Origin of the sequence: Micromonospora sp. MH99, from assembly GCF_021442385.1 — a bacterium.
Classification (GTDB): Bacteria; Actinomycetota; Actinomycetes; order Mycobacteriales; family Micromonosporaceae; genus Micromonospora.
This window is the reverse complement of the sequence record NZ_MUZA01000002.1, coordinates 119,565-141,607: the sequence shown is the minus strand read 5'-3', so window position 1 is coordinate 141,607 and position 22,043 is coordinate 119,565. Positions and strand designations below refer to the sequence as shown.

Annotated in this window: 22 protein-coding genes and 2 tRNA genes; 15 read left to right on the top strand and 9 right to left on the bottom strand. The window is 72.5% G+C overall.

What is annotated here, in order from left to right:
* Nucleotides 1-46: 46 nt before the first annotated feature.
* The 4 genes from B0E54_RS01990 (at nt 47) to B0E54_RS01975 (ending at nt 5,369) form a co-directional block, all read left to right on the top strand.
* Nucleotides 47-1,342 carry a lipopolysaccharide biosynthesis protein gene (locus B0E54_RS01990; protein ID WP_234581459.1) on the top strand — a complete coding sequence of 432 codons (1,296 nt, stop codon included), beginning with the start codon at nt 47-49 and terminating at the stop codon, nt 1,340-1,342.
* On the top strand, nt 1,332-2,510 hold the full coding sequence (locus tag B0E54_RS01985; protein WP_234581454.1) for a polysaccharide pyruvyl transferase family protein: 1,179 nt from the start codon (nt 1,332-1,334) through the stop codon (nt 2,508-2,510). The genes B0E54_RS01990 and B0E54_RS01985 overlap by 11 nt, the downstream gene beginning before the upstream one ends.
* Before the next feature lie 14 nt (nt 2,511-2,524).
* Entirely contained in the window at nt 2,525-3,736 is a 1,212-nt protein-coding gene (locus B0E54_RS01980) for an endo-1,4-beta-xylanase (RefSeq protein ID WP_234581561.1), read from the top strand.
* A 178-nt stretch (nt 3,737-3,914) separates the two neighbouring features.
* Nucleotides 3,915-5,369 (top strand): sugar transferase, encoded by a 1,455-nt coding sequence (locus B0E54_RS01975; protein ID WP_234581560.1) that lies wholly within the window; start codon nt 3,915-3,917, stop codon nt 5,367-5,369.
* 72 nt (nt 5,370-5,441) lie between these two features.
* On the opposite strand, the gene B0E54_RS01970 is transcribed toward B0E54_RS01975, so the two are convergent.
* Entirely contained in the window at nt 5,442-6,521 is a 1,080-nt protein-coding gene (locus tag B0E54_RS01970) for an LCP family protein (RefSeq protein WP_234581448.1), read from the bottom strand.
* A 146-nt stretch (nt 6,522-6,667) separates the two neighbouring features.
* Here B0E54_RS01970 and B0E54_RS01965 point away from each other — a divergent pair, with 146 nt between their 5' ends.
* Both B0E54_RS01965 and B0E54_RS01960 read left to right on the top strand, forming a co-directional pair.
* Nucleotides 6,668-7,486 carry an MOSC domain-containing protein gene (locus tag B0E54_RS01965; RefSeq protein ID WP_234581447.1) on the top strand — a complete coding sequence of 273 codons (819 nt, stop codon included), beginning with the start codon at nt 6,668-6,670 and terminating at the stop codon, nt 7,484-7,486.
* Between the two features lie 124 nt (nt 7,487-7,610).
* Nucleotides 7,611-8,660: an expansin EXLX1 family cellulose-binding protein gene (locus tag B0E54_RS01960; protein ID WP_234581442.1), complete on the top strand. Its 1,050-nt coding sequence runs from the start codon at nt 7,611-7,613 to the stop codon at nt 8,658-8,660.
* Nucleotides 8,661-8,682: 22 nt separating this feature from the next.
* On the opposite strand, the gene B0E54_RS01955 is transcribed toward B0E54_RS01960, so the two are convergent.
* The 3 genes from B0E54_RS01955 to bcp all read right to left on the bottom strand — a co-directional run bounded on the left by B0E54_RS01955 (nt 8,683) and on the right by bcp (nt 9,971).
* Nucleotides 8,683-9,210 carry a GNAT family N-acetyltransferase gene (locus B0E54_RS01955; RefSeq protein ID WP_234581440.1) on the bottom strand — a complete coding sequence of 176 codons (528 nt, stop codon included), beginning with the start codon at nt 9,208-9,210 and terminating at the stop codon, nt 8,683-8,685.
* 93 nt (nt 9,211-9,303) lie between these two features.
* A tRNA-Leu gene (locus B0E54_RS01950) sits at nt 9,304-9,386 on the bottom strand.
* 108 nt (nt 9,387-9,494) lie between these two features.
* Complete coding sequence (bcp, locus tag B0E54_RS01945; RefSeq protein WP_234581438.1) at nt 9,495-9,971, bottom strand: thioredoxin-dependent thiol peroxidase; 477 nt, start codon at nt 9,969-9,971, stop codon at nt 9,495-9,497.
* Nucleotides 9,972-10,254: 283 nt separating this feature from the next.
* Here bcp and B0E54_RS01940 point away from each other — a divergent pair, with 283 nt between their 5' ends.
* The 4 genes from B0E54_RS01940 to B0E54_RS01925 are packed head-to-tail and all read left to right on the top strand — an operon-like array spanning nt 10,255 to nt 12,970.
* The gene (locus tag B0E54_RS01940) at nt 10,255-10,971 is read left to right on the top strand and encodes an energy-coupling factor ABC transporter permease (protein ID WP_234581437.1); all 717 of its coding nucleotides are present in this window, start codon (nt 10,255-10,257) and stop codon (nt 10,969-10,971) included.
* Nucleotides 10,968-11,429: a PDGLE domain-containing protein gene (locus tag B0E54_RS01935; RefSeq protein WP_234581436.1), complete on the top strand. Its 462-nt coding sequence runs from the start codon at nt 10,968-10,970 to the stop codon at nt 11,427-11,429. The genes B0E54_RS01940 and B0E54_RS01935 overlap by 4 nt, the downstream gene beginning before the upstream one ends.
* Before the next feature lie 15 nt (nt 11,430-11,444).
* Nucleotides 11,445-12,215 (top strand): cobalt ECF transporter T component CbiQ, encoded by a 771-nt coding sequence (cbiQ, locus tag B0E54_RS01930; protein ID WP_234581435.1) that lies wholly within the window; start codon nt 11,445-11,447, stop codon nt 12,213-12,215.
* Nucleotides 12,212-12,970 (top strand): energy-coupling factor ABC transporter ATP-binding protein, encoded by a 759-nt coding sequence (locus B0E54_RS01925; protein WP_234581432.1) that lies wholly within the window; start codon nt 12,212-12,214, stop codon nt 12,968-12,970. Before cbiQ ends, B0E54_RS01925 begins: the two co-directional genes overlap by 4 nt.
* 152 nt (nt 12,971-13,122) lie before the next feature.
* On the opposite strand, the gene B0E54_RS01920 is transcribed toward B0E54_RS01925, so the two are convergent.
* The 4 genes from B0E54_RS01920 to B0E54_RS01905 are packed head-to-tail and all read right to left on the bottom strand — an operon-like array spanning nt 13,123 to nt 16,049.
* Nucleotides 13,123-14,205, bottom strand: coding sequence for a hypothetical protein (locus B0E54_RS01920; RefSeq protein WP_234581428.1), 1,083 nt, complete (start codon nt 14,203-14,205; stop codon nt 13,123-13,125).
* The gene (locus B0E54_RS01915) at nt 14,202-14,918 is read right to left on the bottom strand and encodes a thioredoxin domain-containing protein (protein ID WP_234581425.1); all 717 of its coding nucleotides are present in this window, start codon (nt 14,916-14,918) and stop codon (nt 14,202-14,204) included. The genes B0E54_RS01920 and B0E54_RS01915 overlap by 4 nt, the downstream gene beginning before the upstream one ends.
* Nucleotides 14,911-15,435: a MauE/DoxX family redox-associated membrane protein gene (locus B0E54_RS01910; RefSeq protein WP_234581424.1), complete on the bottom strand. Its 525-nt coding sequence runs from the start codon at nt 15,433-15,435 to the stop codon at nt 14,911-14,913. Before B0E54_RS01910 ends, B0E54_RS01915 begins: the two co-directional genes overlap by 8 nt.
* Before the next feature lie 32 nt (nt 15,436-15,467).
* Nucleotides 15,468-16,049 carry a sigma-70 family RNA polymerase sigma factor gene (locus B0E54_RS01905; RefSeq protein ID WP_234581421.1) on the bottom strand — a complete coding sequence of 194 codons (582 nt, stop codon included), beginning with the start codon at nt 16,047-16,049 and terminating at the stop codon, nt 15,468-15,470.
* Between the two features lie 202 nt (nt 16,050-16,251).
* Here B0E54_RS01905 and B0E54_RS01900 point away from each other — a divergent pair, with 202 nt between their 5' ends.
* From B0E54_RS01900 to B0E54_RS32880, 3 genes are all read left to right on the top strand, one after another.
* The gene (locus B0E54_RS01900) at nt 16,252-17,916 is read left to right on the top strand and encodes a copper resistance CopC/CopD family protein (protein WP_234581420.1); all 1,665 of its coding nucleotides are present in this window, start codon (nt 16,252-16,254) and stop codon (nt 17,914-17,916) included.
* 17 nt (nt 17,917-17,933) lie between these two features.
* Nucleotides 17,934-18,671 (top strand): YcnI family protein, encoded by a 738-nt coding sequence (locus B0E54_RS01895; protein WP_234581419.1) that lies wholly within the window; start codon nt 17,934-17,936, stop codon nt 18,669-18,671.
* A gap of 148 nt (nt 18,672-18,819) precedes the next feature.
* Nucleotides 18,820-19,797 (top strand): hypothetical protein, encoded by a 978-nt coding sequence (locus tag B0E54_RS32880; protein ID WP_374109233.1) that lies wholly within the window; start codon nt 18,820-18,822, stop codon nt 19,795-19,797.
* Between the two features lie 111 nt (nt 19,798-19,908).
* Here B0E54_RS32880 and B0E54_RS01885 read toward each other — a convergent pair whose 3' ends face one another.
* On the bottom strand, nt 19,909-21,186 hold the full coding sequence (locus B0E54_RS01885; RefSeq protein ID WP_234581417.1) for a glycosyltransferase 87 family protein: 1,278 nt from the start codon (nt 21,184-21,186) through the stop codon (nt 19,909-19,911).
* A 73-nt stretch (nt 21,187-21,259) separates the two neighbouring features.
* On the opposite strand from B0E54_RS01885, the gene orn reads away from it, so the two are divergent.
* The gene (gene orn / locus B0E54_RS01880; protein ID WP_308195323.1) at nt 21,260-21,850 is read left to right on the top strand and encodes an oligoribonuclease; all 591 of its coding nucleotides are present in this window, start codon (nt 21,260-21,262) and stop codon (nt 21,848-21,850) included.
* A 108-nt stretch (nt 21,851-21,958) separates the two neighbouring features.
* Nucleotides 21,959-22,034, top strand: a tRNA-His gene (locus B0E54_RS01875).
* Nucleotides 22,035-22,043 lie beyond the last annotated feature (9 nt).

Here is a 22,043-nt window from a genome sequence, read left to right as displayed (position 1 = left end):
GGCGGCGTCGCGCGGGCGGGTGAGGCGGGTCCTGGTCCATCTGGGCATGCTGGGTCTGAGCCAGGTCGGCGTCACCGTCGCGGCCTTCGCCACCCAGATCCTGCTGGCCCGCAGCCTCCCCCAGGCCGCGTTCGGGACGTTCACCGCGGCCCTCGCCGTGGTGTCGCTGACCGCGCCGTTGGCGGTCTTCGGCGTCTCCGAGCTCTGGTTGCAGCGGTTCGGGCAGGAGGGGGAGGGGGCCTACCGCTGGGTGCGCCCGTCGCTGCGTCTGGTGCTGATCGCGTGCGTGCTGCTCGTCGCCGGCACGCTGGCCTGGAGCGGCGCCGAGATGCACGATCCCGCCGAGGGTGGGGTGCGTGCGCTGCTGGCCACAGTTGTCGTCGCGCAGGCGGGGCTCGCGCTCGTGGCGTCGGTGCAGCAACTGCGCGGCGCGTACGCCGGGCTGTCCGCCCTGCAGGCCGCGCCGCACCTGGGCCGGGTGCTGGTGGTACTGGCCGTGTGGCTGTTCGGGCTCTCGGTGGTGGTGGCGGCGGCCGGCTACGCGGTTGTCGCGGTGCTGACAGTGGTGGCCTGTGCCGTCGTCATGCGGCCTTTCGTTCGTGGCGACATGCCGCTGGAGGGGCACGCGGGCCCCACCGGGCCGCCCGGTCCGGCGGTGCCGGTGACCGCTGTCGCCCGGGCCGCCACCCCGTTCGTGCTGGGCAACGTGTTCTACCTGATCGGCATGTACCTGGGCACGGTCACCGTGGCCGAGGTACGCGGTCCCGAGGCGGCGGCCGTGCTGTCCGTGCCGATGTCCGTGCTGACCGCCGTGTACCTCGTACCCCGGGTGGTCTTTCAGCAGTACTTCCTGGCCAAGCTGCACCGTTGGTCGCAGACCGACCGGGGCGCGATCCTGATGGCGTACCGCTACGGCGGCACCGGGATGTTCGCGCTGGGTGTGCTCATCGCGATGGTGGTGGCGCTGGGCGGGATGCCGGGCCTGCCGTTCCTGCTCGGTCCGGAGTACCGGGAGTCCGCCGCAGTCCTGGCGGTGCTCGCCCTGGCCATTCCGTTCCGGTTCGCCGGCGCGGCGGTGGCCTCGCTGCTCACCAGCGGTGGCTTGCTTCGGCGCAAGGTTGCGTACCAGGGGGTGGGCGCCCTCGTGTTCCTGGTGGCCCTGGCCGTCGCCACGCCACTCTGGGGCATCATGGGTGCGGCGGCGGCCACCGTCGCGGCGGAGATCGTCCTCTGTGTCCTGCTGTGGACCGCGGTCCGCCGACGGGTCGTCGGGGACGCCGATCTGCCGTCGTGGCACGATCTGCGCCAGCGACTGACGAGGGGGGCCCCGCGTGCGTCCTGAACCGAGCGCCGCCGCTCGGCGTCCCCTCGTGGTCGGGTACTACGGCATGGAGAACGTCGGGGACAACGCCTTCTGCGTCGTCCTGGACTGGGCGACCCGCACCTACTGGGGTGCCACGCAGCCGGTCTTCGCCGCTCCGCCGATGGTCGACCTGCCCGAGGCCAGCGTGGGCATGAGCCCCCGGTGGTACGGCGGCCGCGGGGCCAGGGACCGGGCCGGCGCGCTGCTGAGCAAGGCGGCGCTCCTGAGCCGCTCCTCGATGCTGGTCTTCGGTGGCGGCTCGGTCTTTCGCGACATGGGCCCGTTGAGCGAGAAGAAGCTGTTCAGCCTGTTCAGCCGATTCTCCGGGCATCCGATGGCAGCTGTCGGCGTCTCGATCGGCCCGTTCCTGTCCACCGCCGCGGAGCGCCGCCTGGTCGAGGTGCTGAAGCGGATCGACGTCATCGGGGTCCGCGACGCCGCGTCCGCGCAGGTCCTGCGCAGTGCCGGCTATCCCGGCCTGCTCATCCCGGCGGGTGACCTCGCCGGCCTCCTGCCCGAGGCGCTGGGGGAGCCGATCCCACCCCGCCGGCCCCGCCCGGCGCCGGGCGCGCGGGCCCGCCTCGGGGTGACCCTGCTCGGCGTGGACTACGAGGCTGCCGCGCCGGATGTGCGGCGGCGTGAGGCCGCACTGATCGAGGGTGTGCGGGCGCTGGTGCTCAAGGAACCGGTGGACGTCACCGTCTTCGTCTTCAACACCCACGCCGAGCACGGCGACGAGCAGGTCAGCGAGCGGCTCCGCGCGGCGGTGGCCGGCACCTGTGACGTACGTGTGGTGACGGCGCGCGACGGCGTACGGGCCTGCTGGGACGAGATGAAGCGGTGCGACCTGGGGCTGCACATGCGGCTGCACGGCGCCGTCTTCGCCTACCTGGCGGGTGTGCCGTTCGCGCTGGTGCCGTACCAGCAGAAGTGCGACGACTTTCTCGACGACATCGACCAGCCGCCGTCCCTGCGGCTCGGGCGGGTGCCCGAGGATCCGGGCGAGGTGACCCGGGTGCTGACCGGCATGCTCACCGACGACGCGGTGCCCGGCCTCACCCGTGAGGAGTTCGCCGAACGGGCACGGTGGAACTTCACCCGGGCGCCGTGGGCGCTCGGTGTCGCAGCGGATCCGACCGCGGGGTGACCGGCCGGGTGTCCATGCAGGAGCGCGAGCCGACCCCGCCGGCACCGGTCGCGCCCCTGCCGCCTGCCGTGGCGTCGCCGACCGCGGCGAGGCGGCCGCGCCGCGCGGTGCTGGCCGTGGCGCTCGTCCTCGTGGTCGTCGCCCTTCTGGCCACCGGCTTGGCGGTGGCGTACGGGATCGAGCGCACGTCCGGGGACCGCGCCCAGCCCGCCGTCCCGACCGTGCCGGCGCCGACGGTGTCGCGACCGCCGGCCCTGCGCGACCTGATGCCGCCGACGGTCCGGGTCGGCTCGGCCGCGGACGGCCGGGGGATGAGCCTGGACGCCGGGTACCGCGAGCTGCTCGGCTCGGAGTTCGACGCGATCACCCCCGAGAACGCCATGAAGTGGGCCAACCTCGAGCCGTCGCCGGACGTCTACACGTGGGCCGGCGCGGATCAGCTGGTCGGCTTCGCCGAGCAACACGACCAGTCGGTGTACGGCCACACCCTGCTGGGTCGGACCGACGTGCCGCGCTGGGTGGATCCGCAGTGGTCGGCGGATCAGCTCCGGGCGGTGCTGCGGGACCACGTGACAGCGGTGGTGTCCCGCTACCGCGGTCGGGTATGGGCGTGGGACGTGATCAACGAGGCGCTGGACGAGGACGGCTCGCTGCGCGACACGCTGTGGCTGCGCAAGCTGGGCCCCGGCTACATAGGCGAGATGTTCCGGTGGGCGCACGCGGCCGATCCCGGCGCGCGGCTGTTCATCAACGACTACGGCGTCGAGGGCCGGACCCGCAAGGCCGATGCGCTGCTGGAGTTGGTGCGCGAGCTGCGTCGCGCCGGCGTACCGGTGGACGGGGTCGGGTTCCAGAGCCACCTGCGCTGGGACGAGCGGCCCCGGGACATGGTGGGCAATCTGCGGCGCTTCGCGAAGCTGGGTGTCTCGGTGGCGATCACCGAACTCGACGTGCGCATCGCGCTGCCGGAGACCGCCGCGAAGCGGGAACGCCAGGCGGCGCTCTACCGCCAGGTGCTTCAGGCCTGCCTCGCCGTGCCGGCCTGCGTCTCATTCACGGTGTGGGGCTTCACCGACGCCCGCAGCTGGATACCGGGATACCACCCGGGTTACGGTGCGGCCTGCATCTTCGACGCGGCTCTGGTCCCCAAACCGGCCCACGTCGCCCTCATGGACCAACTCCGCCGGATTCCGTCCCCCACCGGAGCCGGCCCCGGCCCGGGCTGAGCCCACCCCCCCCCCGGTGGCCGCAGGCGCCGCGCCACCGACCCCCCGAGCGTTGACGACATGCGTCGGTGAAAGGAAGATCGTGTCCGCGCACACCCAGTTCCTCTCGGCTGTCACCCCGCAGCAAGCACCGAGGTTCGACCCCGATCTGGGGGTGATCACACCCCCCTCCAACGGCATGGCCCGGACCGTGTTCGCGCGTCCGGCGCCGCGGGCCAACTGGCGTCGACGGTACGTGGCCTGGCTGGTGCTGCTCGACGTGCTCGCCGCCCTGGCCGCCAGCCGGACCGTGGTCGCCCTGCTCGACGAGGCCGATGCCGGCTTCTGGGACCAGCGGGTCCTGGGCAACATCAGTTCGTTCACGCTGGTGGCGAACGTCGGGGTGCCGGTGGGGTGGCTGGTCATGCTCGTCGCGGCCGGGGCGTACGACAGGCGGGCGCTCGGGCTGGGCACCGAGGAGCTGAAGAGGGTGGCGCGGGCCAACCTCGCGATGGCCGCCATGGTGTCCTTCCTGGCGCTCGGTTTCAAGAAGGACCTGTCCCGGGCGACGGTCGCCGCCATCATCATCTGCCTGCTGGTGTACACGCTGGTGGCGCGGTTCGCCGCCCGGGTGGTGCTGCGCCGGGTCCGGCGTACCGGGCGGGCGGCACAGAAGGTGCTGCTTGTCGGTCGGCTCTCCGACGCGCTCGCCCTGCACGAGGTGGTGACCCGCAACTACGGTGCCGGGCTGCATCCGATCGCGATCCACCTGCCCCGTCACCCGAGCCCGGGCGCGCGGGTGACGGCCCCGGTGCCGGTGTACGTGGGCTGGGACCTGGTTCCGTTGGTCCAGCAGATCGGCGCGGACACGATAGCGGTCTGCGGCCCCGCCAGCCTGGAGTCGTACGAGCTGCGCAAGCTGGCCTGGCAGTTGGAGGGCACCGGCCTCAACCTCGTGGTGGTTCCGCAGGTCACCGACGTCACCGGTCCCCGCATCCACGTCCGGCCGATCGAGGGTCTGCCACTGCTCAACGTGGACGAGCCGACGATCTCGGGCCTGTCGCTGCTGGCCAAGAACGTGCTCGACCGGGTCACGGCGCTGGTGGGACTTGTCGTCCTGAGCCCGGTGCTGATCGCCATCGCGGTGGCCATCAAGGCCAGCGGTCCGGGGCCGGTGATGTTCCGCCAGACTCGCATCGGCCACGAGGGCCGGGCGTTCAAGGTCTGGAAGTTCCGGACCATGTACATCGACGCCGAGGAGCGGCTGGCGGCCCTGCGCGACCGGAACGAGAGCGACGGGCTGCTCTTCAAGATCAAGGATGATCCTCGGGTCACCCCGATCGGCCGGCACCTGCGGGCGCTCTCACTGGACGAACTGCCCCAGCTGATCAATGTGCTGCGGGGCCAGATGTCGCTGGTGGGCCCCCGCCCGCTGCCCACCGAGGACGACGACTACCGCGGTGACGTACGACGGCGGCTGCTGGTGCGACCGGGCATCACCGGCCTCTGGCAGATCTCCGGTCGCTCCGACCTGACCTGGGACGACGCGGTCCGGCTGGACCTGCACTACGTGGACAACTGGTCGCTGTTGTACGACCTGGCCATCCTCTGGAAGACCGTCAGCGTCGTGCTGGCGCGCAGGGGCGCGTACTGATCCGTCGCTGGCACCTGCCCCTACGGCGACGGGCGGCGGCCTCGCGGCCACCGTCCGTCGTCCAGGCCAGTCCTACTTCTTGCTGCCGAGGCTGACGATCTCGCCGACCGAGTCCCGCCGGACCGCGTCGTAGAACGTCTTCACCCGCGGCTTGTCGGCGAACACGACGCTCTCCGAACCGACCTGACCGGTGCCCTTGGTGGGGCTGGTCAGGAACGTCATGTTGCCGCCCCGGACCCCGCGCAGCTGCGTGGCCATGTCCAACAGGGACAGGTCCCGGTCCACCGAGACGGAGTTCGAGGTGGCCTTGAGGAAGTCGTTGAGCTTGACGGGGTTGGTGATGATGCCACCGGACGACGCCTTGTCGATGATCGCGCGGATCACCTGCTGCTGGTGGCGGATCCGGGCGAAGTCGCCGTCGGCGAACTGCTTGCGCTGACGTGAGTAGTCCAGGGCGGTCTCCCCGTCCATCCGCTGCACACCCTGCTTGAACGTCCGGAACGGCTCGTGGATCGAGGTGAAGCTCTTCTCGGAGTCGATCTCGATGCCGCCCAGCGCGTCGATGATCTCCTTGAAACCGGCGAAGTCGATCACGGCCACATGGTCCACCCGGACCCCGGTGAACGACTCCACGGTCTGCACCATGAGCGGAATCCCACCCCAGGCGTAGGCCGCGTTGACCTTCGCGTCCCGCCCGCCGTGGTTGCCGTCCTTCGACTTGGGCACCGGCACCCAGGTGTCCCGGGGAATCGAGATCAGTTGCGCGCTCGACCGGTCCTTGGGCAGGTGGGCCAGGATGATCGTGTCGGTGCGCGACCCGCTCGTCCGCTCCGGGTCCCGGGAATCGCTGCCCAGGATCATGATGTTGGTGGCCCCGGTGACGGCCGGCTGGGGGCGGGACTCCTCCGGCACCCCGTCGAAGGCGTCGACCCGCTCGATGTCCGACTCGACCGACCGGAGGTAGAGCCCCCCGGCCACCGCACCACCGGCACCCAGCACCACCAGCACCAGCAGGCTGATCAGGAGGATCCGCCGCCACCGGCGACGCGGCCGCGGACCGCCTGGCGTTGCTCCCTCGGCGGGCTCCAGGGACCCGGCGGCACCGGTGCTCGGTTCCGTCCCGGGCTCCGAGGTCTGTTCACGATGTGGCATGGGCGCGATGCTACTGAAGGCCGTTCCGCGCCGCGTACCCTCGTACAGTCGCCGGATGCTGCCATGTGGACGGTTCCTCGCCCGCCGCTGGTGCGACGCCGACCACCGGTACCCCGGCGACGGCATCGGCATGGCATGGTGGCCGGGTGCGGCTGACCTCGATCCACACGTACCCCGTCAAGGGTTGTCACCGCCTCGACCACGACGGCGCGTTCGTGCAGCCGTGGGGCCTGGCCGGCGACCGACGCTGGATGGTGGTGGACGCCGACGGCGTCGGCGTCACCCAGCGGGAGACCACGCTGCTGGTCGGCCTACGCGCCATGGTGCGCCCGGGCGGCCTGGTGCTGCGCGCGGACGGGCAGCCCGACCTCGACGTGCCGGAGCCGGCCGGCGGCGACCCCGTGGCGGTACGCACCTTCCGCAGCCGGACGATCCGGGTCGAGGCGCTGCCCGCCGGCGCGGCGGCCGACGCCTGGCTCGGCGCGCTGCTCGGCCGGCCCGTCCGGCTGGTCTGGTTGGCCAACCCGGCCCGGCACGTGGCCGCCGGCACGCGCGAACACGACACCGGCGACCAGGTCAGCTTCGCCGACGCCTACCCGCTGCTGCTGACCAACGCCGCATCCCTCGACGCCCTCAACGGCTGGCTCGCCGACGCGGGAGAGGAGCCGGTGCCGATGACCCGGTTCCGACCCAACCTGGTCGTCGACGGTGCCCCGGCCTGGGCCGAGGACGGCTGGGCCGGCCGGTCGCTGCGCATCGGTGACCTGTGGCTGCGCGCCGCCGGACCGTGCGACCGCTGCGTGGTCACCACGACCGACCAGGAGACCGGGGTACGCGCGAAGGAACCGCTGCGCACGCTCGGCCGCTACCGAAACGTCGGCCAGAAGCTCCTCTTCGGACTGAACGTGGTCCCCGTCGACAGTGGTGAGGTGCGCATCGGCGACCCGGTCGTCGTCGAAGCCTGACGCGGCGGCAGTTCCGGTTCGTGGATCCGCTGCGGGAGCGCACCCGTCACCGTGCGTCGATGCTGTCTTAGCTTTGGCTTAGCCGGCTTGTCCGGTCCCGCGCCGGTCCGGCAGCATCGCCGACGTGACCGACGGAAGCGCTCCCGGCGGCGTCGACAGCAGAGGCGGCGACGTCCGAGGTGTGGACGTCCGAGACGTCGACATCGAACTCGACCTGGACCCGGCTCCGGACGACCGGTCGGCGTCCCCGTCCGGCCCGGTGCCCTGGCTGGTCGCCACCGGCGTCGTCGTGCTCGCGGCGGTGCTCGGGCTCACCCTGGCCCTGCGCTCCGGCTCCGCCCCGGCCTGCGCGGCCGGCCGGACGCTCGCCGCCGCGCCACCCACCGGCACCGCCACCCACAGCGGCAAGGCGACCTTCTACGACTCGAAGGGCACCGGCGGCAACTGCTCGAACCCGGCGGCGCCAGCCAACCGGCTCTACGTCGCGCTCGGCCCCAGCGAGTACGCCGCAGGCGCCGCCTGCGGCGGTTTCCTCGACGTCACCGGCCCGAAGGGCACCGTGCGCGTCCTGATCATGGACCAGTGCCCGGAGTGCGAGCCGGGGCACCTCGACCTGTCCCGCGAAGCGTTCGCCCGGATCGCCGACCCGGTGCAGGGCCTCGTCCAGGTCACCTACCGCGCGGTGGTCAACCCGCCACTGCCCGGCCCGCTGAGCTTCCGGATCAAGGAGGGCGCGTCGCAGTTCTGGTTCGCCGTCCGCGTCGGCAACCACGGCAATCCGCTGCGCTCCGTCGAGGTGCGCCAAGGCGCCGACGGCCCGTGGCGGGCAACCGCCCGGCAGGACTACAACTACTGGCTGCTGGCCTCCGGCGCGGGCCCCGGCCCGTACAGCGTGCGGGTCAGCGACGTGTACGGACACCGGGTCACCGTGTCCGGCATCCGGATGGCGCCCGGTCAGGTGCAGTCCACTGTGGTGCGGATGTACGAGCGCGGCGTCGTGGCCAGGACCTCGCGACCGTCCGCGACGGCTCGCCCACCGACCGGCCGACCCGGCGGTGAGCCGACAGCGGCACGCCCACCGGCCGAGGTGGCGAAGGCGAACGCCCCGGCCACCCCGGTCGTCGACCGGCCCTCCACCCGACCGGCCGGGGCAACCGCCCGCTGGTGCGGCTGACCGGCCTGGTGCGGCTGGCGGCTCAGCCGGTCGGCGCCAGGTCGAGCCACATGAGGATCTCGTCGCGGTCGTCACCCGGCGCCACCCGCAGCGCGCCCGGCAGCCGACCGATCTCCCGGTACCCGAGGCCGCGGTAGAACGCGTCCAGCCCCAACCCGTCGCGCACCGTCACGTGCAGCGCCTCGTGGCCCAACTCCCGACCCAGTCGCGCGGCCTCGCGCATCAGCGCCGACCCGTGCCCCGCACCCTGGGTGTCCGGGTGGACCATCACCCGCTTCAGCACACACCAGTGCGCCTTGAGGCCGAACCGGTTGTCGGCGAAGATCAGCACCGCGACAAGCCGGTCGCCGTCGTACCCGACCAGCAGCCGGTCCGGCCCGTCCGCGATGCCCGCGAACGTCGGGTCGGCGATCGTACGGACATCGGTGGCGGTGACCGGCGGTACGAAACCCACCGCGCCACCGGCGTTGCTGACGTCCACCCACAGGGCGACGATGTCGGCGCGCAGCCGTGGGGTCAGCTCGGGATCAAGGACGAAGCGCAGACTCACGGCGCCCATCCTGACCCGGTGGCCAGGCTCCCTGCCTGTGATCGTGACGCGGCCGACAGTCAGCTCCCGCGGCACGCGGTGTTTGTTGATCGGTGCGGGAGAGGGGATTCGAACCCCCACATCCTTCCGGATACAGGTTCCTAAGACCTGCGCGTCTGCCGTTCCGCCACTCCCGCGTAATCGCAAAGTCTAGAGCGTCTGGCTTCGACGGTGTTGAGCCCGGCCTTCCTCAGGATGGTGAAGGTCGTGCCGTGACTCACCCCGCGCTTTGAGCGTGCGCCAGTTCAGTCCAGGCCGAGGTCGCGGCGGAGCTTGGCGACGTGCCCGGTGGCCTTGACGTTGTAGAGCGCCCGTTCGATCTTGCCGTCGGCGTCGATGACGAAGGTCGAGCGGATCACGCCGGTGACGGTCTTGCCGTACAGCTGCTTCTCGCCGTACGCCCCGTACGCGGTGAGCACCGACCTGTCCACGTCCGACACCAGTGCGAAGGTGATGGCGTCGCGGTCGCGGAACTTCGCCAGCTTCTCCGGCTTGTCCGGGGAGATGCCGACCACCTCGTAGCCGGCCGCCTGGAGCGAGGCGAGCGAGTCGCGAAAGTCGCACGCCTGCTTGGTGCAGCCGGGGGTCATCGCCGCCGGGTAGGCGTACAGGACGACCTTGCGGCCCCGCAGGTCGGCCAGGGAGAGCTGGTCGCCGGTGTCGGTGGGGAGGGTGAACTCGGGCGCGGGGTCACCGGGGGAGAGGCGGTCGGGCGCGGTCATGACCCGACCCTACCGCCGTGCGTACCGGTGCCGGCGTCGGCGGCACGCCCTCCTCTGGCAGGGGCATGAGCAGATCTTGGACAGTTTCCGTCAGCTGCCGACGGAAACTGTCCAAGATCTCGGAGCCGGCCAAAGCGAACGGGAAGTGGCCGGCGCGCGACGTCGGGGCCCGCCAAAGGTGATCAAGACCATCCGTTGTTGCCAGAGTCTGGCAACAACAACTCCTAGGAAATAGGCTGACCCGGCCGGTCCCGGACGGGTCCGCTGACGCGTGGGAGGTCGCGTGGAAACACTGGCGATGCACATCTCGAACGGGATCATCGACGGCCCCGTCGCGGCGGTCTTCGCGGCGCTGGCGCTCGCCGCGCTCACCGGATGCGTCCTGCGCGGCCGGCGGGACCTGGACGACCGGCTCGCCCCGATGGCCGGGCTGGTCGCGGCGTTCATCTTCGCCGTCCAGATGCTCAACTTTCCGATCTTCACGGCCGGTGTGAGCGGTCACCTGCTCGGTGGCGCGCTCGCCGCGATGCTGGTCGGGCCGTGGGTCGGCGCGCTGTGCGTGGCAGTGGTGCTCGTCGTGCAGGCGCTGATCTTCGGCGACGGCGGTGTGGCGATGCTCGGCCTGAACATCACCAACATGGCGCTGCTCGGCACCGCCGCGGCGTACCTGCTGATCGCCGTGCTGTTGCGGGTGCTGCCCCGCACGCGGGCGGGCCTGGCCGTCACGGCGTTCGTCGCGGCGCTGGTCAGCGTGGTGGTCGCGTCCCAGGGCTTCGTCGTCGAGTACTGGCTGGGCGGCACCACCGACCTGGGCGGCAACCTCGCCGGCCTGGCCGGCACGATGGCCGGCGTACACCTGCTGATCGGCATCGGCGAGGGCCTGATCACCGCGACCACAGTGCTTACCGTCGCGAAGGTGCGCCCCGACCTGGTGTACGCGCTGCGCGCGCTGCCCACCCCCGCCAGCCCCGCCGTCCCGGTCTCCGGAGGTGTCCGATGAAGAACCGTTCCTGGGCGTTCCTGGCCGGCGGTCTGCTGGTCGCCCTGCTGCTCGCCGGTGTCGTGAGCAACTACGCCTCGTCGCACCCGGACGGCCTGGACTCCTCCCTGCTCAAGGGCTGCACCGTCGACGCCGACGACAACATCGTCGGTGGCAGCTGCCCGGCGCAGCAGGCCCGCGAGCACGAGCTGGGGGACAGCCCGCTCGCCGACTACGGCGTGCGGGGCATCGAGAACAGCTTCGTCTCGACAGGCCTCTCCGGGGTGCTCGGGGTGCTGGTGACCTTCGCGATCGGCGTCGGCGGCTTCTGGCTGCTGCGGCGGCGAGGCACCACGTCCACCACCGGCGACGGCCCGGCCACCCGCGACGCGACGGCGGACGCTGCGACCACTACCGACGCGACCGGCGACCCGGTCACCGCCAGTGACGCCGGGCGCCGCACCGGCGCGGCCGGCTGAGCAGGAGGTACGCGGATGGGTGCCGGTCACGGGCATGTGTTGTACCGCGAGTCGACCTCGCCGGTGCACCGGCTCCCGCCCGAGGTCAAGATCGTGGCGATGGTGGTCTTCACGATCGCCGTGGTGGCCACCCCGCGCGAGGCGTTCTGGGCCTTCGGCGCGTACGCCCTGCTGGTGGCCGGGGTGGCGGCGCTGGCCCGGGTGGGGCCGCGCTGGCTGCTCAGTCGCGCGCTGATCGAGCTGCCGTTCGTGCTGTTCGCGGTGGCGCTGCCGTTCCTGGGTGCCGGCGAGCGGGTCGAGGTGCTGGGGCTGCGGCTGTCCGAGGACGGCCTGCACGGGGCGTGGAACATCCTGGCCAAGGGCAGTCTCGGTGTCCTCGCCTCGCTGTTGCTCGCGGCGACCACCACCACCCGGGACCTGATCGTCGGGTTGGACCGGCTGCGCTGCCCGCAGGTGCTCACCCAGATCGCCACGTTCATGCTTCGCTATCTCGACGTGCTGGTCGGCGAGGCGCGGCGGATGCGGGTGGCGCGGATCTCGCGGGGTGACGATCCCCGCTTCCTGTGGCAGCTGCGCGGTTTCGCCGCCGGCATCGGGGCGCTGTTCCTGCGCGCCTTCGAGCGCGGCGAGCGGGTCTACCTGGCGATGCTGTCGCGGGGCTACACGGGGCGGATGCCCGCGGTGTGGCAGGGCGACGGCGCGGCGACCGCAGGTCAGTGGCTGGTCGCGGCGACCGTGCCGGTGGTGGCGGCCTCCATCGCCGCGACCGCCGTCGTGCTGACATGATCGGTGTCGTGCAGACCGCCCTCTCGCTGGACGTTCGTGGCGTCCGGTACGCGTACCCGGACGGTCACGTGGCCCTGCACGGGGTGGACCTGACGGTGCCGCGCGGTGACCGGGTGGCGCTGCTCGGGCCCAACGGCGCCGGTAAGACGACACTGGTGCTGCACCTCAACGGCATCCTCACCCCGACCGAGGGCAGCGTGAGCGTCGGCGGGCTGACCGTCACGCCGGACCGGGCGACCCTTGCCGAGGTGCGTCGCCGGGTGGGCATCGTCTTCCAGGACCCGGACGACCAGCTCTTTCTGCCCACGGTGGCGGAGGATGTGGCGTTCGGGCCGGCCAACCTGGGCCTGCGCGGCGCGGAGCTGGCCGCCCAGGTGGACGAGGCGCTGGCCGCCGTCGGGATGAGCGAGCATCGGGCCCGGGCACCGCAGCACCTCTCGTTCGGGCAGCGCCGACGGGTGGCGGTGGCCACCGTGCTGGCCATGCACCCGGAGATCCTGGTGCTTGACGAGCCCTCGTCGAACCTGGACCCGGCGGCCCGGCGTGAGCTGGCGGAGATCCTGCGCAACCTGCCGGTGACCCTGCTGATGGTCACGCACGACCTGCCGTACGCGGCGGAGCTGTGCGAACGCTCGGTGATCCTGGACGCCGGCCGGATCGTCGCCGACGCACCCACCCACGACCTGCTGAGCAACGAGCCCCTGCTGGCCCGCCACCGCCTGGAACTCCCCTACGGCTTCACCCCGCCGGCGTAGCCCCGCAGCCGCGGACGGGGGCCCGACCCCCCGTCGCCCGCTTTGCTCTGCTTCAACCGAGGCAACACCTACGGCGCGTAAGTGTTGCGTGGGTTGAAGCAGAGCAAAGGGCGACCCGCACATCCTCGTCTGGTGGGAGAGTCGCGCGCTGATCACTTGCCGGGGGCAGTTAAGGCTGCGGCGCGGGAGGCGGCGTGCAGGCGGAGGACTCCGGCGGCTGTCGCGCCGGCGCCGGTGATCAGGACTGCGGCCACCATGGCGCGGGCGACCTCGGGTGACCACGGCACCGGGGCGACCGACCGGGCGAACACCGCGGCGTTCGCCACGCCCGCGAAGAGGGCCAGGCAGGCGCCGGCCAGCGCCACCGCGAAGTCGGCCGCCGGGCGGCGGGCCAGCGCGTAGGCACCGGCGGCGAGCGCGCCCAGACCGGTGAGCAGTGCCCAGACCTGACCGCCCAGCAGCCCGGCGAGCACCCCGCCGACGCCTTGGGCGCCAGCGTCCAGCTCCCGCCCCACGGGGTAGAGCACGGCGACCGCGCCGCCGACGACCAGCAGCGCGCCCACCGCGGACAGCGCCCGGGCGCCGGCCGTGGGGGCGGCGGCGAGCAGGCCGAGCGCGCCCACCGCGAGCAGGCCGACGATGGTCACCGCCCACCAGGTGTACGCGTCCGGCGGTGGCACCCAGTCCAGCGTGCCGGCTATCTGCGCGGGGTCGGCGCCGTCGCGCAGCGGGATCGTCCAGTCCCGGACCCGGTGCTCACGCTCGGGCGCGGCGCGTGCCACGTCCGGTGGTGCCGACTCCTGCCACAGGGCCCTCTGGTCGTGCCAGCGCACGCTGACCCCGTCGTCGACGCGTCGCCAGGACGGCGGGGCGGCCGGGTCGGCGTCGGCTGGCAGCGCCGTGTCCCCGGCGAGGGTGCGGTTGAGGTAGGTGGCGGGGGACCGGCTGTTCTCGTACACGCCGTCCGGACCGACCCGCAGGTACGGCTCGCCGGAGTAGCCGATCACCTCGATGGCCCGGCCGGTGCGGTTGGTCAGCTCCAGTCGGGCGCCCGCCTCGATCACCCGTACCGTCAGGCCGGGCCGGGCCGGCGTGACGCCGGTGACGCGGGTGCGGTAGTCGGAGCCGTCCGGGGCGTCCGCGCCGTGCGCGGCGGCGGGCGCCGCGGTGAGCACTGTCGCCGCGCAGGCGGTGGCGGCGATCAGGGTGGCGCGCGCCAGCAGGGTACGGATCACTTGCCGGCCGCCGCCACGGCAGCGGTGAGGCCCTGCGGGCTGCGGTCGGCGAGTGGCTGGCCGTTGACCAGGACGGTGGGCGTGCCGGTGACGTCGCTGCGGCTGGCCTCCTCGGTGACGTGCTCGGTCCACGTCTTGTACGTGCCATCGGACACGCAGCCGCCGAATGAGCCGCGGTCCAGTCCCACGCCGACGCCGATGTCGATCAGCTCGTCGTCGCTGAGCCCGGCGCTGCCCTCGGGCGGCTGCTTGGCGAAGAGCGCCTTGGCGTACTCGTGGAACTTGCCGCCGGCCGCCGCGCACCCGGAGGCGGCCGAGGAGCGCGTGGAGTACTCGGTGGTGGAGAAGCGGTTGAGGAACGCGACCGGGTGGTAGACCACCTTCGCCTTGTTCTCGGACACGAGCTGCTCCAGCGTCGCCCCGGTGCTCTGCTCGAACTGCTTGCAGACCGGGCAGAGGAAGTCCTCGTAGACGTCGACGGTGACCGGCCCGCCGCCGACGACGATGCCGGTGCCGGGCTCGTTGGCGCCGGGCGGGGTGGTGAAGTCGTCCGAGCGCTGGCTGGACCACACGCTCCAGCCGATCAGACCGGCGATGACCAGCACCGCGACGGCGGCGGCGGAGACCCAGAGCGTGCGGCGGCGTCGTCGTTCGCGGGCCAGTTGCTCGCGGACGACCCGAGCCGCGTCCCGCTGCCCCTTGCGACTACTCATCCTCGTCCTCCACGGCCGGTTCGGCGGACAGCCACCCGTCCACCGAGACGGGCGTACGCGGCCAGATCACCAGAAATCCGGCCAACACCAAGAATCCCAGGTCCCGCAGGATCTCCGGGAGGTAACTCGGGGCCTGTCCCTCGGCGAGCTGCCCGCCGCTGCCGAAGCAGCCGCAGTCGATGGCCAGGCCACGCGTCCAGGCCGAGGAGATCCCCGCGATGAAGACCAGCAGCAGCGCGACGGAGATACCCGCGCTGAGCCGGGTGGCCAGACCGAGCAGCAGCAGCACGCCCAAGGCCAGCTCGACGAACGGCAGCGCGGCGCCGACCACTGTCGCCACGTCGTACGGCAGCACCTGGTAGGCGTTCACGGCCCGGCCGGAGGCGGCCAGGTCACCGACCTTCGACGCCCCGGCGACCAACCACACGGCGGCGAGGCCGAGGCGGGCGGCCGTGCTGAGCCAGGGGCGGAGGGCCGCCCAACTGCCGGCCCGGATGGGGGGTGCGGTCACGTTCATTTGTCGTCCCGTCTGCGCCGGAAGTTCCGGACTCAACCGGTGAGGGCGTCGCCGACGGCCTCGACCAGCTCGTCGCGGGCCCGGGCGACCCGGGAGCGGATGGTGCCCACCGGAACGCCCTCGACGTCGGCGGCCTCGGCGTACGACAGGCCGAGCAGTTGGGTGAGCACGAACGCCGCACGTCGCTCGGGGCTCAGCCGACGCACGAGGTCGGCGACGCCGAGCTGCCCGGCCGGGTCGGGATGCGGCCGGTCGGTGTACGCGTTCGCGGCCAGCCGCTCGTCGAGACGGCGACGCCGGATCACCGTCCGCAGGTGGTCGGCGCAGGCCCGCCGGGCGATGCCGAGCAGCCACGTGCGGACACTGGACCGGCCCTCGAACGCCGGCAGGGCCCGAAAGGCCCGCAGGTACGTCTCCTGGGTGAGGTCGTCGGCGCTCTCCGGGCCCACCAGGGCGGCCGCGAAGCGCCACACCTCGGCCTGGGTCAGCCGGACGAACACGGCCTGGGCCGCGGGGTCGCCGTCGCGCGCGCTCAGGGCCGACTCGGTCGCCGGGTCCCGGGCGACGTCACCTGTCGCACCGGCGGCACCGGAGTCACGCGGGACGGGGATCACGACAAACCAGGTTACGCGCCGCCGGGTGTGACGTCAGGGTCCTTCGGCCCTTGGATGGTCTGCGCCACGTCGGGAACTTTTCCCCGCCGCCAGCCGACTACCTGCTCATGACACGCGACCTCTCGTGCGCGGCGCTGGCGGCTGGCCACAGGTGAGCCGATCCCCCGCCTCGGGTCGCCGACATCCAGGTCCGTCGGCGACCATGGCCGGCATGACTGTCGCACCCCGCCGCTGGATCGCCCGGCTGGCCGCCGCCGCCGGCCTCCTGGTCACCGTCGTCGCCCTGTTGATCGCGCCCGCCACCCCGGCCAGCGCCCACGCGGTGCTGTCGAGCAGCAGCCCGGCCGCCTCGTCGGTGGTGTCGAGCGGGCCGGCCGAGGTGGTGCTCACGTTCAGCGAGTCGGTCCGCAAGGTGCCCGACAAGATCCGGGTCATCGCGCCGGACGGCGCCCGGGCCGACCGGGGCGAGCCGTCCTTCGAGGGCGGCGTCGTCACCATCCCGGTGGACCCGGCCGGTCAGCGCGGCACCTACCTGGTGACCTTCCGGGTGATCTCCGCCGACAGCCACCCGGTCTCCGGCGCGTTCACCTACTCGGTGGGCGCCCCCTCCACGCCGCCTGTCGATTCCGGCAACGACAGCCGCGCCGACCCGGTGGTGGAGAACGCCGTGAAGGTGGCCCGCTTCCTCGGCTACGCCGGTCTGGTGCTGCTGGTCGGGCCGGCGCTGGTGCTCGCCGCGCTGTGGCCGCGCCGGCTCTCCCGCCGGGGTCCCACCCGGCTGGCCTGGGTCGGTCTCTCTCTGGTGGCCGTGGCCACCCTGGCCGACCTGTGGTTGCAGGTGCCCTACACCGCCGGTGGCGGCCTCTTCGAGGTGACCGGCGAGGGGTTCGGCAGCGTGTTCGGCAGTGCCTTCGGCGCCGCCCACCTGGTCCGACTCGGCCTACTGGCGGCCTCGGCGTTCCTGCTGCGGCCGCTGCTGGCCCGCCCGGCCGGCCGGGCCGACGCGATCATCCTGGCCGTGCTCGGTGGGGCGGCCCTGCTGACCTGGCCGCTGGCCGGGCACCCGGCGGCCTCCCCGGCGCCGGCGGTCTCCGTGGTGGTCGACGCGGTGCACCTGGGCAGCATGGCGGTCTGGCTGGGCGGCCTGCTGATGCTCGCCGTCTTCCTGCTGCGCCAGGCCGACGAGCGGGAGTTGGGCGCGATCCTGCCGATCTGGTCACGCTGGGCGGCGCTCGCCGTGTCGGCCCTGCTGCTGGCGGGCACCGTCCAGGCGCTGATCGAGGTGGCCACGCCGGACGCCCTGTTCACCACCACGTACGGGCGTCTGCTGCTCGCCAAGATCGGGCTGTTCGCGATCGTGATCGCCGTGGCCGCGTACTCCCGGCAGTTGGTCCGTCGACGCACGGCGGCCCAGCGACCGACGCCGGTGCGCCGGGCGGTCCTGGTGGAGTTGGCAGTCACCGTGGTGGTGCTGGGGCTGTCGGCGACGCTGGTGCAGACCACGCCCGCCCGCACCGCCGTGGCCGGGCCGTCCGGCACCCAGGCCGGGCTCTTCTCCACCACGCTGACCAGCTCGCTGTTCACCCTCCAGGTCGAGCTGGACCCGGCCGAGCGGGGCAACAACTCGGTGCACCTGTACGCGTACACCAAGGACAACCAGCCGCAGCCGGTGGCGGAGTGGCGGGCGACCGCCGCGCTGCCCTCGGCCGGGATCGAGCCGATCGAGCTGCCGCTGCTGCCGCTCACCGACAACCACTCCTACGGCGACATCAGCCTGCCGGCCGCCGGCGACTGGCAGTTGAAGATCACCGTTCGTACGTCCGACATCGACCAGGCCACGGTGACCGCCACCGTGCCGATCCGTTAGAGAGGTTCCCCAAGCCCATGACCCGTCTCCGGCGTACCGCAACCGCCGCTGCCGCCCTGGCGTTCACCGCCGTCGCCACCGCCGTGCTCGGCTTCGCCGGGCCGGCGTCCGCCCACGTCACGGTGAATCCGAAGGAGGCGACCCAGGGCGGCTACGCCCGGGTGGCGTTCCGGGTGCCCAACGAGAGTGACACCGCGTCGACCACCAAGCTGGAGGTCGTGCTGCCGGAGAACGCGCCGATCGGCTCGGTGTCGACCATCCCGGTGCCCGGTTGGACGGTGACGACGGAGAAGCGCAAGGTGGACCCGCCGATCGACGTGCACGGCAGCCAGCTCACCGAGGCGGTCTCCAAGATCACCTGGACGGCTACCGGTGACGCGGCGGTCAAGCCGGGCCAGTTCCAGGAGTTCGGCGTCTCCATGGGGCCGCTGCCGAAGGTCGAGTCGATGGTCTTCAAGACCCTCCAGACGTACTCGGACGGCAACATCTCGCGGTGGATCGACGAGCCGCAGCCGGGCGGCGAGGAGCCGGAGAAGCCCGCCCCGGTGCTCACCCTCACCACCGCGGGGCCGTCGGCGTCGGCCGCCCCGGCCGCTACGGCAGTCGCCGCGGCCGACGACGACGATGACGATGACGAGAGCGACGGCACCGCGATCGGCCTCGGCATCGCCGGCCTCGTCGCCGGCCTGGCCGGCCTGGTGCTCGGCGGTCTCGCGTTCGCCCGGACCCGCCGGAGCCCGGTCGCGAAGTCCTGACCCGTCGCTCACCACTGGCCCGCCGGATTCCGGCGGGCCAGCGTGCTTTCGCCGGACCGAAGCCGGCCGTGCCGTCGATATCCCCTGATCAGCCGGTCTACGTCGGTAAGGTCGGCCGGGTATCTGGCTACGGAGGGGGACGCTGCGAATGCGGTTCGTGCGGGTGATCACCGGAATGCTGCTGTTGGTCATCGGGATCCCGGCGCTGTTCGCCGGCGGCGGGCTGTGGCTCGTCACCCGGCACGCCGACCCCGGTGGGACCTTCACCGCCCGGTTCGAGACGGTCCGCACCCCCGGCCACGCGGTAGTGGTCACCGACCTCGACCGGTTGCTGCGGCGGGAGGCGCCCTTCACGCGCGCCGCGCAGACCCGCCTCCGGCTCGACGCCCGTACCCCCGACGGCCCGGCCTTCGTGGGGCTGGCGCCCACCGCCGAGGTGCGTCGGTGGCTGGAGTCGGTGCCGTACGCCTCGGTCCGCCGGGTGGCGTTGGCCCGAGGTCCGCTGCCGGTCCGCACGGACCCGGCGGTCCCGGCGGCGGCCCCGCCCGCCGGCGCGGCCGTCACCCCGCTCGGCCGCCCGTTCTGGGTACGCGAGGGTGTCGGCACCCTCCAGTGGAGCGCCGACGAGCTGAGCGGCGAGTCGATGAGCCTGGTGGTGATGCGCCCGGACGGCCGCGCCGACCTGAGCCTGGATCTGCGCGCCGAACTGAGCGCGGGTTGGGTCGGTCCGGTCACCTGGGGTCTGCTGGCGGTGGGGGTGCTGCTGGTGGCGTGCGCGGTGCTGCTCCTGCTGCGTCCGCCGCGTCCGCGGGAGGTGGTCTTCGTTGTCGAACCGGACCAGGTGCCGGTGCTCGCCGGCCGGCTCGGGGTCACGTCGCTCAGCGGCCTGAGTTCCCGGAATTCCGGTGCGGCCCCGCCGTTGCCGGCGGTGCGACAGCTCGCCCCGGTCGGCTCCGGCGCGGCCGGGTGGCCCCGGTCGGCGTCCGGCGCCGAACCGACCCGGCCGGTCACCCTCGCCGACCTGGACGTGCCGGCCCGGCTGCCCCGCCCGCCGGAGGTGGCGTTGAGCCTGGCGTGGCCGCCCGCCGGCGCCGAACCCACGGCACGGCCGATGCCGACGGACTGAAGCGGCGAGTGGCCCTCCGCGCTGCCGACGCGGAGGGCCACTCTCACCGGGGGATCGGTGCTACCCGAGCGACGCTTGAGGTAGGTGAGTCCAGATTAGCGCCGATGGTCGCTACTGGGGAGTTGTGTCCATTTGGTGCGACTTTTCCACAGTCCGGACCGGGCGGGCCACGCGGACCGGCAGGACCACCAGCAGCAGCAGGCTGAGCAGCACATAGCCGTTGCGCGCCACGAAGTCCACCGGGTCGTCGGTGCGGACCGGCGCGACCCCCCAGTCGTGGAACGACACCACACCGTAAATGATCAACGCGGCGGTGCCCACGGCGAGCCCGGCGAGCCACCGCCGTCGACGGAACTCCTCCGGCCGGTTCGCGCTCAACGCGGCGTCGGCGAGCACCACCACCGCCGGCACGAACCAGTAGATGTGGTGGGTCCAGGTGATCGGGCTGACCAGAGCGCCGACCAGGCCGGTAAGGGTCAGGCCGGTCAGCGCGTCACCGGCACGCGCGGCGCGGGCAGCCCGCCACAGGCCGTAAGCGGCCACCACCGCGACCACCAGCAGCCACAGCAACCGGTCCGGCTTCTCCGGCGCGGTGAACCGGCTGAGCAGCCCGAAGAGCGACTGGTTGCCGGTGTAGTCGGTGCGACCCACCCGGTCGTTGTCCCACAGCTCCTGCGTCCAGAACCGCCACGAGTCCCGGGGCGCGACCGCCGCCGCGAGCAGCGTCGCCGCCGCCGCCGTCGCGCTCGCCACCGCGGCGGCCCGCCACCGTCGGGTGGCCAGCAGGTACACGATGAAGATGCCCGGGAAGAGCTTGAGCGCCGTCGCCAGCCCCACGCCGACCCCCGCCCAGCGCCGTGCCTGCGGTACGGCGAACAGCAGGTCGGCCAGGATCAGCACGACCAGCAGCATGTTGATCTGCCCGAACGTGATCGTCTCCCGGGTGCTCTCCACCGCCAGCACCAGCAGGACGGCCACGGTCAGGGTGAACGTTCGCGGCAGGTGGTGCCGGGCGATCACCGGCGTCACCAGCCACCGGGTGGTCACCACCACGGCCACCAGAGTGAGCACCGTGAAGATCACCACGGTGGCGCCGAGCCGGATCAGCCCGAACGGCCACAGCAGCAGCGCGCTGAACGGTGGGTACGTGAAGTACAGCTCACCCTGCACCCGGTCCGGCTGGACGTAGTCGTAGAGCGGGTGGCCGGCCGTCCACCAGTCCATCGCCGACATGTAGATCTTCAGGTCGAAGAAGTTGTGCACCAGGCCGGGCAGGTAGAGCGCCGGCAGCACGGCGATCAGCGCCACGATCGCGACCAGCCGACGGACCGTACGGCCGCCGGGATCGTCGTCGGTGACGGCGGGCGGTGCGACGGGTTTGACTGGCACCTGAGAAACCCTAGCGGTCCGTCCGGCCGAGAGCGCGCAGCCGTGGGGCGTGGGCTGCGCGTAGGCTGTCCCGGTGGCTGATCTCCTCGTCTGGATCGACTGTGAGATGACCGGGTTGGACCTTGGCAGTGACAAGCTGATCGAGGTCGCGGCACTGGTCACCGACCCCGACCTCAATGTGCTGGGTGATGGTGTCGACGTGGTGATCCACGCCGACGAGGCCGCGTTGGAGGCGATGCCGGAGATCGTCCAGACCATGCACGCCAAGTCCGGCCTCACCGAGGAGGTCCGCCGCTCGGCGGTCACCCTGGCCGAGGCCGAGGACCGGGTGCTGGAGTACGTCAGCACCTTCGTCAAGGACCCGCGCACCGCGCCACTGTGCGGCAACTCGATCGCCACCGACCGTGGCTTCATCGCCCGGGACATGCCCCGCCTCGACGCGCACCTGCACTACCGCATGATCGACGTGTCGTCGATCAAGGAACTCTGCCGCCGCTGGTACCCCCGGGTGTACTTCGGTCAGCCGCAGAAGGGCCTGGCGCACCGGGCGCTCGCCGACATCCGCGAGAGCATCCGGGAGCTGGAGTACTACCGGCGCACCATCTTCGTTCCGCTTCCCGGCCCGGACGTCGAGACCGCCAAGGGCATCGCCGCCGAGCTCTAGAGCGGGGCCGCGCGGTCGGCGGGGAACCCGCTGGACGCCGTGAGCGGTGGTGTGGCTATTATTGGTCCGCACCCCGCCCGGGGCGATCGACCGGGCGTCGGAGGCGTGGTGGCTGTAGCTCAGTTGGCAGAGCACCGGGTTGTGGTCCCGGTTGTCGTGGGTTCAATTCCCATCAGTCACCCCACATGTCAGG

Bases quoted from the DNA above. Each gene is read 5' to 3' on its own strand.
- B0E54_RS01970 (WP_234581448.1), bottom strand. From the start codon at position 6,521: ATGCCACATCGTGAACAGACCTCGGAGCCCGGGACGGAACCGAGCACC.
- B0E54_RS01895 (WP_234581419.1), top strand. From the start codon at position 17,934: ATGACCCGTCTCCGGCGTACCGCAACCGCCGCTGCCGCCCTGGCGTTC.
- B0E54_RS32880 (WP_374109233.1), top strand. From the start codon at position 18,820: ATGCGGTTCGTGCGGGTGATCACCGGAATGCTGCTGTTGGTCATCGGG.
- B0E54_RS01975 (WP_234581560.1), top strand. From the start codon at position 3,915: ATGGCCCGGACCGTGTTCGCGCGTCCGGCGCCGCGGGCCAACTGGCGT.
- bcp (WP_234581438.1), bottom strand. From the start codon at position 9,971: ATGACCGCGCCCGACCGCCTCTCCCCCGGTGACCCCGCGCCCGAGTTC.
- cbiQ (WP_234581435.1), top strand. From the start codon at position 11,445: ATGGGTGCCGGTCACGGGCATGTGTTGTACCGCGAGTCGACCTCGCCG.
- B0E54_RS01935 (WP_234581436.1), top strand. From the start codon at position 10,968: ATGAAGAACCGTTCCTGGGCGTTCCTGGCCGGCGGTCTGCTGGTCGCC.
- B0E54_RS01925 (WP_234581432.1), top strand. From the start codon at position 12,212: ATGATCGGTGTCGTGCAGACCGCCCTCTCGCTGGACGTTCGTGGCGTC.
- B0E54_RS01980 (WP_234581561.1), top strand. From the start codon at position 2,525: ATGCAGGAGCGCGAGCCGACCCCGCCGGCACCGGTCGCGCCCCTGCCG.
- B0E54_RS01990 (WP_234581459.1), top strand. From the start codon at position 47: ATGCTGGGTCTGAGCCAGGTCGGCGTCACCGTCGCGGCCTTCGCCACC.
- B0E54_RS01915 (WP_234581425.1), bottom strand. From the start codon at position 14,918: ATGAGTAGTCGCAAGGGGCAGCGGGACGCGGCTCGGGTCGTCCGCGAG.
- B0E54_RS01910 (WP_234581424.1), bottom strand. From the start codon at position 15,435: ATGAACGTGACCGCACCCCCCATCCGGGCCGGCAGTTGGGCGGCCCTC.
- B0E54_RS01900 (WP_234581420.1), top strand. From the start codon at position 16,252: ATGGCCGGCATGACTGTCGCACCCCGCCGCTGGATCGCCCGGCTGGCC.